Consider the following 12,949-nt stretch of genomic DNA (forward strand, 5'->3'; position numbering starts at 1 on the left):
TCACATGGCAGTAAAAGTAGCAATTAACGGATTTGGTAGAATCGGACGTTTAGCATTTAGAAGAATTCAAGATGTTGAAAACATTGAAGTTGTAGCAGTAAACGACTTAACAGATGACGACATGCTTGCACACTTATTAAAATACGATACAATGCAAGGACGTTTTACTGAAGAAGTAGAAGTAATTGATGGTGGATTCCGCGTAAACGGTAAAGAAGTTAAATCATTCTCAGAACCAGAACCATCAAAATTACCATGGGCTGACTTAGGTGTAGACGTTGTGCTTGAATGTACTGGTTTCTTCACTTCAAAAGAAAAAGCTGAAGCACACATCGAAGCAGGTGCGAAAAAAGTATTAATCTCTGCACCAGGTACTGGCGACTTAAAAACAATCGTATATAACGTTAACCACGAATTATTAGATGGTTCAGAAACAGTTGTTTCAGGTGCATCATGTACAACTAACTCATTAGCACCAGTTGCAAAAACTTTACAAGATTCATTCGGTATCGTTGAAGGTCTTATGACTACAATTCACGCATACACTGGTGACCAAAATACTCAAGACTCACCACACCGTAAAGGCGACAAACGTCGTGCTCGTGCAGCAGCAGAAAACATCATCCCTAACTCAACAGGTGCTGCTAAAGCAATCGGTCTTGTTATCCCAGAAATCGCTGGTAAATTAGACGGTGGCGCACAACGTGTACCAGTTGCAACAGGTTCATTAACTGAATTAACAGTTGTTCTTGAAAAAGAAGTAACTGTAGACGAAGTTAACCAAGCTATGAAAGACGCTACAAACGAATCATTCGGTTACACTGAAGACGAAATCGTATCATCAGACGTAGTAGGTATGACTTTCGGTGCATTATTCGATGCTACACAAACTCGTGTTATGACAGTTGGTGACCGTCAATTAGTTAAAGTTGCTTCATGGTACGATAACGAAATGTCTTACACTGCACAATTAGTTCGTACTTTAGAATATTTAGCAGACCACGCAAAATAAGCGTGCGATAACATAAGTTAAGGACGTAATGACGATACGTGCTTCTAACAGAAATGTAGTTTGATACTAGGCGGGGGAGCACAAACGCTTCTCCGCCTATTTTAAAAGGAAAGTAAGTAATAAAATTCTTAATAAAAAGCAAGATTTGGTTTAAACTGAAATAAACAATTGTTTTGAGGAGGATTTTAAACATGGCAAAGAAAGATGTAACTGATGTAGCCTTAAAAGGTAAAGTAGTACTTGTGCGCGCAGACTTTAACGTACCTATGAAAGATGGCGAAATTACAAACGACAACCGTATCGTTCAAGCATTGCCTACGTTGCAATATATTCTTGAGCAAGGTGGGAAAGTCGTTGTATTCTCTCACTTAGGTAAAGTAAAAGAAGAAAGTGACAAAGAAAAGTTATCACTAGCACCTGTAGCAAAACGCTTATCAGAAAAGTTAGATAAAGAAGTGACTTTTATCCCTGAAACACGCGGCGAAAAATTAGAAGCAGCGATTCAAGAATTAAATGAAGGCGACGTATTAATGTTTGAAAATACGCGTTTTGAAGATGTTGACGGTAAAAAAGAATCTAAAAATGATCCTGAACTTGGTAAATACTGGGCATCTTTAGGTGATGTTTTTGTGAACGATGCATTCGGTACAGCACACCGTGAACATGCATCTAACGTAGGGATTTCAACACACCTTGAAACAGTTGCTGGTTTCTTAATGGAAAAAGAAATCAAATTCATTGGTGGCGTTGTTGAAAATCCAGACAAACCAGTAGTTGCGATTTTGGGTGGTGCCAAAGTATCTGACAAAATTGGCGTGATTGAAAACTTACTTAATATCGCAGACAAAGTGCTTATCGGTGGCGGTATGGCTTACACATTCTTAAAAGCACAAGGTAAAGAAATTGGTCTTTCATTATTAGAGGCTGATAGAATCGACTTTGCGAAAGATTTACTTGAACGCGCAGGTGACCAAATCGTGTTACCAGTTGACGGTAAAGTGGCGAAAGAATTCTCTAACGATGCTGAGATTACAACAGTATCTGTAGACGAAATCCCAGCTGATCAAGAGTCACTTGATATCGGACCTGAAACCGTTGAATTATTCAAAAAACAACTTGAAGGTGCAAAAACAGTTGTATGGAACGGACCTATGGGTGTATTTGAATTTAGCAACTTTGCACAAGGTACTATCGGTGTATGCGAAGCCATTGCACAATTGAAAGATGCAACAACAATTATCGGTGGTGGCGACTCTGCTGCTGCAGCAATGCAATTAGGCTTTGAAGAAGACTTCACACATATTTCAACTGGTGGCGGTGCATCACTTGAATATTTAGAAGGTAAAGAATTACCTGGTATTAAAGCCATTGCAAATAAATAAGCAAACACGAAAATATTATTAACAAACTAGGAGTGTTTTAAGTGAGAAAACCAATTATTGCAGGTAACTGGAAAATGAACAAAACAGTGCAAGAAGCAAAAGACTTTGTCAATGCGCTTCCAGCACTTCCAGATACAAATGAAGTAGAAGCAGTGATCTGTGCACCAACAATTCAATTAGACGCATTAGTTACATTAACTAAAGAAGGCGTTGCGCCTGGTTTGAAAATCGGTGCACAAAATGCATACTTTGAAGAAAGTGGCGCATTTACAGGAGAAACATCACCTGTTGCATTAGCAGACTTAGGCGTAAGCTACGTTGTAATCGGACACTCAGAGCGCCGTGACTTATTCCACGAAACAGACGAAGAAATTAACAAAAAAGCGCATGCGTTATTCAAACACGGTATGACACCAATTATTTGTGTTGGTGAAACAGACGAAGAACGTGAACAAGGTAAAGCGAACGCTGTTGTTGAAGGACAAGTAGAAAAAGCTTTAGCTGGTTTATCAGAAGAACAAGTAAAAGAACTTGTGATTGCTTATGAACCAATTTGGGCTATCGGTACTGGTAAATCTTCAACAGCTAAAGATGCGAACGAAATGTGTGCAGTAGTCCGTTCAACAGTTGCAAAATTAACAAATGATGAAGTCGCACAAGCTGTACGTATTCAATATGGTGGAAGTGTGAAACCAAACAACATCAAAGAATACATGGCAGAAACAGATATCGATGGTGCATTAGTCGGCGGTGCTTCATTAAAAGTTGAAGATTATGTTCAATTGTTAGAAGGTGCAAAATAAGATGGCAAAACAACCTACAGCCCTAATTATTTTAGATGGTTTTGCAAATAGAGAAGAAGAACACGGTAATGCTGTTAAGTTAGCACACAAACCGAACTTTGATCGATATGCTGCAAAATATCCAACGACACAAATTGAAGCAAGTGGTTTAGACGTTGGTCTTCCTGAAGGTCAAATGGGTAACTCTGAGGTTGGTCATATGAATATTGGTGCTGGCCGTATTGTGTACCAAAGTTTGACACGTATTAATAAGTCTATTGCAGATGGAGATTTCTTTGATAATGGCGTTTTAAACGATGCCATTGATCATGCGAAAAATCATGAAGCAGCGTTGCATATTTTCGGTTTATTGTCAGACGGTGGTGTTCATAGTCACTACAAACATCTTTTTGCAATTTTAGAATTAGCAAAACGTAAAGGTCTTGATAAAGTTTACGTACACGCCTTTTTAGATGGTCGTGACGTAGATCAAAAATCAGCATTAACGTATATTGATGAAACAGAAGCGCAATTTAAAGCACTTGGTGTGGGTCAATTCGCTTCAGTTTCTGGCCGTTACTACTCAATGGACCGCGATAAACGTTGGGAACGTGAATTGAAAGCATACGATGCTATCAGAGGTTTTAGTGAGACACAATATGCAACAGCGCGTGAAGGTGTTGAAGCGAACTACGCTGAAGGTTTAACAGATGAATTCGTTGAGCCATTCGTAGTAGCAGGTCAAAATGAAGGTGTCAATGACGGAGATGCTGTTATTTTCTACAACTTCCGACCTGATAGAGCAGCACAGCTTTCAGAAGTCTTTACTAATAAAGCATTTGACGGTTTCCCAGTGGAACAAGTCAATGATTTATACTATGCAACATTCACTAAATACAAAGATAACGTTGATGCACACATTGTATTTGAAAAAGTTGATTTAAAAAATACAATTGGTGAAGTTGCACAAGATCATGGTTTAACACAATTGCGTATTGCAGAAACAGAAAAATACCCACATGTTACTTACTTTATGAGTGGTGGTCAAAACGAAGAGTTCAAAGGTGAACGTCGTCGCTTAATCGCATCACCAAAAGTAGCAACATATGACCTTAAACCAGAAATGAGTGCGTATGAAGTACGTGACGCATTGTTAGAAGAGCTAGATAAAGGTGATTTAGACTTAATCATCCTTAACTTTGCAAACCCAGACATGGTTGGTCACAGTGGTATGCTAGAACCAACAATCAAAGCAATTGAAGCAGTAGATGAATGTTTAGGTGTTGTTGTTGATAAGATTATCGACATGAATGGTACAGCGATTATTACAGCTGACCATGGTAACTCTGATGAAGTATTAACAGATGATGATCAACCAATGACAACACATACAACAAACCCAGTCCCTGTGATTGTGACAAAAGAAGGCGTTACATTACGTCCAACTGGTCGTCTAGGTGACTTAGCACCAACACTAATTGATTTACTTGGTGTGACACAACCAGCAGATATGACAGGTGAAACATTAATTCAGCATTAAATAATTTTGAGAAACGATGCACAATCGTTATAATAAAAAATAAGAAGACAATATGAAGGATGGATGTCCTGCTCATGTTTCATGGCAGGCATCAATCCCAACAAAAAGGAGATTTAATCATTATGCCAATTATTACAGATGTATACTCTCGCGAAGTCCTAGACTCACGTGGTAACCCAACAGTAGAGGTAGAAGTATTAACAGAAAGCGGTGCATTCGGTCGCGCGCTAGTACCATCAGGTGCATCAACAGGTGAACACGAAGCCGTTGAATTACGCGATGGTGACAAATTACGCTACCTTGGTAAAGGTGTAGAAAAAGCAGTTGAAAATGTAAACGAAATTATTGCACCTGAAATTATTGAAGGCGCTTTTGCAGTATTAGATCAAAATTCAATTGACAAAATGATGATCCAATTAGACGGTACTCCTAACAAAGGTAAATTAGGTGCCAATGCGATTCTTGGTGTATCAATCGCTGTTGCACGTGCAGCTGCAGACTTCTTAGGTCAACCTTTATACAAATATTTAGGTGGATTCAATGCAACTGTATTACCAACACCTATGATGAACATCGTAAACGGTGGTTCACACTCAGATGCGCCAATCGCATTCCAAGAATTCATGATCTTACCAGTAGGTGCACCAACATTCAAAGAAGCATTACGTGTCGGTGCAGAAGTATTCCACGCATTAGCTAAAATCTTAAAATCTCGTGGTTTAGTAACAGCTGTAGGTGACGAAGGTGGTTTCGCTCCTAAATTCGAAGGTACAGAAGATGGCGTTGAAACAATCCTTGAAGCAATTAAAGCTGCTGGTTATGAACCAGGTAAAGATGTATTCTTAGGCTTTGACTGTGCATCATCAGAATTCTACGAAAACGGTGTATATGATTACACGAAATTCGAAGGTGAAAAAGGTGCAAAACGTACAGCTGAAGAACAAGTTGACTACTTAGAAGAATTAGTTAACAAATACCCAATTATCTCTATCGAAGACGGTATGGATGAAAACGACTGGGAAGGTTGGAAATTATTAACTGAACGTATCGGTGACCGCGTTCAATTAGTAGGTGACGACTTATTCGTAACAAACACTGAAATCTTACAAAAAGGTATCGAAAACAAAATCGGTAACTCTATCTTAATCAAAGTGAACCAAATTGGTACATTAACTGAAACATTTGAAGCAATTGAAATGGCTCAAAAAGCTGGTTACACTGCAGTTGTTTCACACCGTTCAGGTGAAACTGAAGATACTACAATTGCTGACATCGCTGTTGCGACAAATGCAGGTCAAATCAAAACTGGTTCATTATCACGTACAGACCGTATTGCAAAATACAATCAATTATTACGTATTGAAGATGAATTATATGAAACAGCAAAATACGAAGGTATTAAATCTTTCTATAACTTAGATAAATAAGATTTGTAGATGATTGAAAAAGCTATCCGTTGCTATAACGGATAGCTTTTTTGCGTATGAATAGTGTAATAATCAGAGGTCTTATATTATTTAAATTTCATTTTTTCTATATTGATAAAATATATATTTGGAATATAAATTATCAGAAAAATCTGATAAGTTGTTTATATTTGCGCCTATACTTGGTAATATTCATTAATATTACTTGTTTTATTTGTTTAGGGGGGCTTTTATGATGCAAGAAGACAAAGTACAGAAAGTAATTGAACATGATAAAAAGTATTTTGCGAAAGCTGGTAGGATACCATACTATCCACTTGTTATCGAATCAGCGCATGGCGCAACATTAACAGATGTGAATGGCAAATCATATATTGATTTATTATCAAGTGCGAGTTCACAAAATGTGGGGCATACACCGAAAAAAATCGTTGAAGCGATTAAGAAGCAGGCGGAAAAGATGGTCCATTATACACCTGCATATATGCATCACGAACCATTATCTAAGTTAGCTGAACGATTATGCCAATTATCACCAGGAAGCTTTGAAAAACAGGTGTTATTTGGATTAACTGGTTCAGATGCAGTGGATGGCATGATTAAATTTGCAAGAGGTTTTACGGGGAGACCTTATGTGATTAGTTTTACAAATGCCTACCACGGTTCTACATATGGTTCCATTACAGCATCGACAATTTCATTAAATATGCGTCGGAAAATTGGACCGCTATTACCAGGATTTTTCCACATCCCATATCCAGACGCATATCGGGGAATGTATGGTGCATCAAATGCGAATACAGTCGATGAATATTTGGCACCACTGAAAGAAATGTTTGAAACATACGTACCGGCAGAAGAAGTGGCTTGTATATTGATCGAAACATTCCAAGGAGATGGTGGTTTATTAGAGCCAGTTAAAGGTTATTTTGAAGCACTTTCTGAATTATGCAAAGAACATGGCATCTTATTAGCTGTTGATGATATTCAACAAGGATTTGGAAGAACAGGAAAGTTTAGCTCAGTTGAACATTTTGATATTGAAGCGGATTTAATTGCATATGGTAAGTCAATTGCTGGAGGAATGCCAATGTCAGCGATTGTGGGCCGAAAAGAAGTGATGGATGCATTGGATGCACCGGCACACCTATTTACAACAGGCGCCAACCCAGTATGTTGTGAAGCAGCACTTGCGACGATTGATATTTTAGAAGAAGATAACTTAATTGCAGAAACTGCGAGAAAAGGTCAACGTGTGAAAGAACAATTACAACAATGGCAAACAAAATATGACTGTGTTGGAGATGTACGTGGAGAAGGTTTATCTATTGGTATCGATATTGTAACGGATAAGCGCAACAAAACAAAGGACGCTGAAGCAGCATTGAAAATATGTAATTATTGCTTTGATCATGGCGTAGTGATTATTGCAATTGCTGGAAGTGTATTACGATTCCAGCCGCCTCTCGTTATCACAGACGATGAGTTAGACCAAGCATTAACCATCTTAGAATCAGCAATCCAAGGAGTAGAAAATGGTGAACTTGATACGTATCAAGTAGAAGGACAAGGGTGGTAATAACAATGACGAATACAGTGGATTGGAAAAAAGTTTTAAAGCTAAGTGGCGCATATATTGCGTATTTAATTGGTTCTGGATTTGCAACAGGACAAGAAGTGATGCAATTTTTCGCATCGTATGGACCTATCGGAATTGTAGGGGCATTGATTTCAATGTTATTGTTCTGTGTGATAGGCTCAATGATTATGTTAAAAGGGTTTGAATTAAAATTAAGTCAGCCAGGAGATATTTTCAAAGTTTATTTTGGCAATATTTTAGGACGTGTTATAGAATATTTCGCATTGCTCTTCTTGTTCAGCATTGTTGTGATCATGATTGCAGGGACTGGCGCAGTTGTTTCAGAGCACTTTAAGTTACCATCAGTGATTGGCTTTTTAGGAATGGGATTATTAGCAATGATCACGGTAATACTCGGGTTGCATAAGTTGATTGATATTATTGGCTTAATTGGGCCAGTTATTGTCGTATTGACAATCGGTATTTGTGGCTTTGTCTTTTTTACTCAACTTGGTCACATCCCATCGTTTGAGACGTTGCCAGAAGCTGCAAAACAATTACAACCTGTTGGCCACTTTTGGCAATCAGCTATCTTGTTCTTCTGTTATAACATGCTTGCTGGTACGGTGTTCTTTACGCAATTGGGTAGTGAAGTAAGTAATAAAAAAGAGGCAGTTGCTACAGCAGTATTAGGTGCATCAGGTCTGATGATTACGGTCATCATGATGGTTGTTGCAATGCTTGTACATTATCAAGAAGTCATCAAACTAGAAGTGCCTTTGCTTTATATCGGAAATACGATACATCCAGTGATTGCACTATTCTTTGCGGTGTGTATCATTTTAGGTATTTATTCTACAACAGCGCCGATGTATTGGCTGGTAAAAAATGAAGTGATGCGTTATGTCAATCAACGACTGGATATCATTATAACGATTGTATTAGGTGTCATCTTTATTTTAGGTGGTACATTACCATTCGGTTCACTCGTTGCAACCATTTATCCATTTGTTGGTTATGTAGGTGCCTTGATTGCAATCGTCATTGTGATTCATACGGTGTACCATCATTTTAAAAAAGGAACAAAAGCGTAAGTAGCCATAATAAGATGTATGACATATCGCACGGATATCCAACGATCTCTATTTTAATTGTACTGTAGATTTGGTATAGTGAAGATAAATCATTTTGGAGGAATAAGACTATGTCTCAACATACAGACACAGAGGTTCGTGCTAATCATACGGGTAAACTATTAGCGTATGTTTCATTTTTGTTCGCGGTATGTCTCACAATACATCAAGTGGTGATAGTAGATGGTCAAGTGATTGGTCATATGCTAGAACAATCAGGTAATAATGTCAGCAAAAATGCTATCAATACGATTAGTAATAGCTTGCGTTATACAGGTATTCTGTATATCCTTGCTTATTCAGCAGGTGTTGTTGCGATCAAGTTTCAACATCCATATCTATGGTGGTTCATGGTTGCAGTATTTGTATCACAAGTATTTAACGCATTGCTAAACCCACCGATTTTATATAGTACCATTTTTCATGTAAAGGGATTTTTCGCTTTAGTACCATATGGCATTGTTGTGTTAGGTTCAATCGCTGTTGCTGCGTTTATGATTACAACAAGTGTTAAGCGTAAAACAACGTTCAATCGATAGTCAGCATTGTCGTAAGTGAAATAATGTGATAAAATAGCTTTCGTATATGATGAATGGAGGACAATCTGATGCATACTTTTATTGTTGTATTACTGATTATTGACTGTATCGCACTCATCACAGTTGTTTTATTACAAGAAGGTAAGAGTAATGGCTTATCAGGTGCCATTAGTGGTGGAGCTGAGCAATTATTCGGTAAGCAAAAACAACGTGGTATAGATTTATTTTTGCATAGATTGACAATTGTACTATCAATTATTTTCTTTGTATTAATGTTAAGTATCAGTTACTTTGATATGTAGAGTCCGACAGTTGTGTAGTCGGACTTTTTTATTTGTACCGAGATATTTAAATCGCTAGAATAATACTAAATAATACTATATGAGATATTAGGAAAGGACACGATTTTAATATGAAAATTCAACTTCCAAAGCCATTCTTATTTGAGGGTGGAAAGCGTGCAGTATTATTATTACATGGTTTCACTGGCAATAGTTCTGATGTAAGACAACTGGGTCGTTATCTTCAAAAAAAAGGTTATACATCACATGCCCCTCATTATGAAGGGCATGCAGCACCGCCTGAGGAGATTTTAAAATCAAGTCCACATGTATGGTATAAAGATGCGTTAGACGGGTATGATTATTTAGTAGATCAAGGATACGATGAAATTGCCGTAGCTGGTCTATCATTAGGTGGCGTTTTTGCACTTAAATTAAGTCTAAACCGAGATGTGAATGGTATCGTAACAATGTGTACGCCTGCTTATATCAAAACAGAAGGTGCTATGTTTGAAGGCTTTTTAGACTATGCACGTAACTTCAAGAAATATGAAGGAAAAGATGAAGAAACAATTGAACGTGAGATGAAAGTCTTTCATCCGACAGAAACTTTAAAAGAATTACAAGATACAATACAAGGTGTTCGTGATAGTCTTGATGAAGTAATGGATCCATTATTAGTCATTCAATCTGAACATGATGAAATGATTAACCCTGATTCTGCAAATGTCATTCATGATACAGCAATTTCAGATAAAAAAGCATTGTCTTGGTATCACAACTCAGGACACGTCATTACAATAGATAAAGAAAAAGAACAAGTATTTGAAGAAGTCTATCAATTTTTAGAATCACTGGATTGGAGCGAGTAAGCCAGTGACAGATAAAAATATCATAGGAAAGGAGGCAAACAATGAATTTAAAACAAGAGATATTAAATCTGATTCAAGAAGAAGATTATCGTGCAATGTCTGTATCTGACTTTCAAGATGCACTTGGTTTGAGTAGTGCAGAGTCATTTCGTGACTTGATTAAAGTTTTAAACGAGTTAGAACAAACGGGTATTGTGACACGTACGAAACAAGATCGATACCAAAAGAAAGGTCCGAAGCCAGGATTGGTAAAGGGGACTTTAAGCCAAAATAAAAAAGGATTTGCATTTTTACGTCCTGAAGATGATACGATGGAGGATATTTTCATTCCACCAAGTAAGGTTCATTATGCGATGGATGGCGACACGGTGATTGTTGAAGTACAAAAATCTCGTGGTGATTATCGGAAAGGAAAGTTCGAGGGTGAAGTGAAATCGATTGAGCGACATGCTGTTCAACAAGTGGTTGGAACATTCTCAGAAGCACGCAACTTTGGATTTGTGATTCCAGATGATAAACGTATTATGCAAGATATCTTTATTCCGAAAGGTCAGGATTTAGGTGCTGTCGAAGGACATAAAGTATTGGTGCAGATTACGCAATACTCAGATGGTACAAATAACCCAGAAGGACAAGTATCTGCTATCTTAGGTCATAAAAATGATCCGGGTGTCGATATTTTATCAATCATTTACCAACACGGTATTGAAATTGAGTTTCCAGACGATGTATTAAAAGAAGCAGAAGCTGTGCCTGAGTCAATTAAGCCAGAAGAAATAAAAGGCCGTCGTGATTTAAGAGATGAATTAACGATTACGATTGATGGTGCAGATGCGAAAGACCTCGACGATGCGATTGCATTGAAGCAGTTAGATAATGGCCATATTGAGTTAACTGTAAGTATTGCCGACGTGAGTTATTATGTGACAGAAGGTAGTGCACTCGACCGTGAAGCTTATGATCGTGCCACAAGTGTTTATTTAGTAGACCGTGTGATTCCGATGATTCCACATCGCTTAAGTAATGGTATTTGTTCATTGAATCCAAATGTGGATCGACTGACAATGAGTTGTCGTATGGAAATCAATGAACGTGGTGAAGTCGTTAAACATGAAATCTTTGATAGTGTGATCCATTCTGATGCCCGTATGACGTATGATGCAGTTAATGAAATCATTACTGAACAAAACCCAGCAATTCGCCAACATTATGCAGAAGTGACACCGATGTTAGATTTAGCACAAACACTGTCAAATCGTTTAATCGATATGCGTAAACGTCGTGGCGAGATTGACTTTGATATTCCTGAAGCACAAGTACAGGTGAACGGTGAAGGGATTCCAGAAGATGTCGTCATTCGTACACGTGGTGAAGGGGAACGTTTAATTGAATCATTCATGCTTACAGCGAATGAAACGATTGCTGAACATTTTAATAAAAAAGATGTTCCATTCCTATATCGTATCCATGAACAACCGAAATCAGAACGTCTACGTCAATTCTTTGACTTTATTACAAATTTCGGCATGATGATTAAAGGAACTGGGGAAGAAATTCACCCAAGTACGTTGCAGCAAATTTCAGAAGAAGTGACAGGTCGACCTGAAGATCGCGTGATTTCAACAATGATGTTACGCTCTATGCAACAAGCGCGATATGAAGCGGATAATCTCGGACATTTTGGATTGGCTGCTGATTATTATACACACTTCACATCTCCAATCAGACGTTATCCGGACTTAATCGTCCATCGTTTAATTCGAAAATATCTCATTGAACAGTCAATGGATGGCAAGTCAATGCGTCGTTGGGAAGATGCATTACCAGAGATTGCGACACATACGTCTAATCGTGAGCGTCGTGCGATTGAAGCAGAGCGCGATACAGATGAATTGAAAAAAGCTGAGTACATGATTCAACATATTGGTGATGAATTTGAAGGCGTCATTAGCTCTGTAGCGAACTTTGGTATGTTTATCGAGTTACCAAATACGATTGAAGGACTTGTGAGCATTCAAAACATGACAGATGACTATTATAACTTTGATGAACACCACATGGCCTTAATTGGTGAACATAAAGCGAAAGTCTATCGTATTGGGGATACCGTTAAAGTCAAAGTCGTACATGTTGATGTGGATGAACGTCAAATCGACTTCCAAGTGGTTGGTATGCCGATTGATTTGAAAGGGAACCGTGATAAGAAGCAACAAGGTAAAACGATTCAGATTAAGACAAAGGGCAACCAATTTAAAGGTAAAAAAGACGGTAAGAAAAAACGTAAACAACGAAAAGGCAAGAATGAACGTAAACAAAACAAAACAAAACACAAGCCTTTCTACAAAGATAAAAGTATCAAGAAGAAAGCACGTAGAAAGAAAAAATAAGTTGAGGTGAGACCC

General features: G+C 37.8%; 11 protein-coding genes. All 11 read left to right on the forward strand.

From position 1 onward, the window contains the following. Positions 1 to 4: 4 nt before the first annotated feature. A complete protein-coding gene (gap, locus tag MUA88_RS02410) occupies positions 5 to 1,012 on the forward strand; it encodes a type I glyceraldehyde-3-phosphate dehydrogenase (RefSeq protein ID WP_262605716.1) in 1,008 nt (335 codons plus the stop codon). Between the two features lie 191 nt (positions 1,013 to 1,203). Then, the gene (locus MUA88_RS02415) at positions 1,204 to 2,394 is read left to right on the forward strand and encodes a phosphoglycerate kinase (protein WP_262604564.1); all 1,191 of its coding nucleotides are present in this window, start codon (positions 1,204 to 1,206) and stop codon (positions 2,392 to 2,394) included. Positions 2,395 to 2,435: 41 nt separating this feature from the next. Continuing rightward, the gene (gene tpiA / locus MUA88_RS02420) at positions 2,436 to 3,197 is read left to right on the forward strand and encodes a triose-phosphate isomerase (protein WP_262605717.1); all 762 of its coding nucleotides are present in this window, start codon (positions 2,436 to 2,438) and stop codon (positions 3,195 to 3,197) included. A gap of 1 nt (position 3,198) precedes the next feature. Continuing rightward, on the forward strand, positions 3,199 to 4,716 hold the full coding sequence (gene gpmI, locus MUA88_RS02425) for a 2,3-bisphosphoglycerate-independent phosphoglycerate mutase (protein ID WP_262605718.1): 1,518 nt from the start codon (positions 3,199 to 3,201) through the stop codon (positions 4,714 to 4,716). Positions 4,717 to 4,838: 122 nt separating this feature from the next. Continuing rightward, complete coding sequence (gene eno / locus MUA88_RS02430) at positions 4,839 to 6,143, forward strand: surface-displayed alpha-enolase (protein ID WP_262604566.1); 1,305 nt, start codon at positions 4,839 to 4,841, stop codon at positions 6,141 to 6,143. A 235-nt stretch (positions 6,144 to 6,378) separates the two neighbouring features. Further along, on the forward strand, positions 6,379 to 7,722 hold the full coding sequence (locus MUA88_RS02435; protein ID WP_262605936.1) for an aspartate aminotransferase family protein: 1,344 nt from the start codon (positions 6,379 to 6,381) through the stop codon (positions 7,720 to 7,722). A 5-nt stretch (positions 7,723 to 7,727) separates the two neighbouring features. Next, a complete protein-coding gene (locus tag MUA88_RS02440; RefSeq protein ID WP_262604567.1) occupies positions 7,728 to 8,816 on the forward strand; it encodes a YkvI family membrane protein in 1,089 nt (362 codons plus the stop codon). Between the two features lie 110 nt (positions 8,817 to 8,926). Beyond that, the gene (locus tag MUA88_RS02445; RefSeq protein WP_262605719.1) at positions 8,927 to 9,394 is read left to right on the forward strand and encodes a hypothetical protein; all 468 of its coding nucleotides are present in this window, start codon (positions 8,927 to 8,929) and stop codon (positions 9,392 to 9,394) included. 68 nt (positions 9,395 to 9,462) lie between these two features. Further along, positions 9,463 to 9,696, forward strand: a complete 234-nt coding sequence (gene secG, locus MUA88_RS02450; RefSeq protein WP_095115665.1) for a preprotein translocase subunit SecG — start codon at positions 9,463 to 9,465, stop codon at positions 9,694 to 9,696. Between the two features lie 110 nt (positions 9,697 to 9,806). After that, a complete protein-coding gene (locus MUA88_RS02455; RefSeq protein WP_262604569.1) occupies positions 9,807 to 10,547 on the forward strand; it encodes an alpha/beta hydrolase in 741 nt (246 codons plus the stop codon). A 41-nt stretch (positions 10,548 to 10,588) separates the two neighbouring features. Then, positions 10,589 to 12,934 carry a ribonuclease R gene (gene rnr, locus MUA88_RS02460; RefSeq protein WP_262605720.1) on the forward strand — a complete coding sequence of 782 codons (2,346 nt, stop codon included), beginning with the start codon at positions 10,589 to 10,591 and terminating at the stop codon, positions 12,932 to 12,934. The last annotated feature ends 15 nt before the right edge of the window (positions 12,935 to 12,949 follow it).

Source organism: Staphylococcus sp. IVB6240, assembly GCF_025558425.1.
GTDB lineage: Bacteria > Bacillota > Bacilli > Staphylococcales > Staphylococcaceae > Staphylococcus.

Coding starts and splice junctions, on each gene's coding strand:
- MUA88_RS02435 (WP_262605936.1), top strand. CDS start 6,379: ATGCAAGAAGACAAAGTACAGAAAGTAATTGAACATGATAAAAAGTAT.
- rnr (WP_262605720.1), top strand. CDS start 10,589: ATGAATTTAAAACAAGAGATATTAAATCTGATTCAAGAAGAAGATTAT.
- MUA88_RS02445 (WP_262605719.1), top strand. CDS start 8,927: ATGTCTCAACATACAGACACAGAGGTTCGTGCTAATCATACGGGTAAA.
- MUA88_RS02440 (WP_262604567.1), top strand. CDS start 7,728: ATGACGAATACAGTGGATTGGAAAAAAGTTTTAAAGCTAAGTGGCGCA.
- secG (WP_095115665.1), top strand. CDS start 9,463: ATGCATACTTTTATTGTTGTATTACTGATTATTGACTGTATCGCACTC.
- gap (WP_262605716.1), top strand. CDS start 5: ATGGCAGTAAAAGTAGCAATTAACGGATTTGGTAGAATCGGACGTTTA.
- gpmI (WP_262605718.1), top strand. CDS start 3,199: ATGGCAAAACAACCTACAGCCCTAATTATTTTAGATGGTTTTGCAAAT.
- eno (WP_262604566.1), top strand. CDS start 4,839: ATGCCAATTATTACAGATGTATACTCTCGCGAAGTCCTAGACTCACGT.
- MUA88_RS02455 (WP_262604569.1), top strand. CDS start 9,807: ATGAAAATTCAACTTCCAAAGCCATTCTTATTTGAGGGTGGAAAGCGT.
- MUA88_RS02415 (WP_262604564.1), top strand. CDS start 1,204: ATGGCAAAGAAAGATGTAACTGATGTAGCCTTAAAAGGTAAAGTAGTA.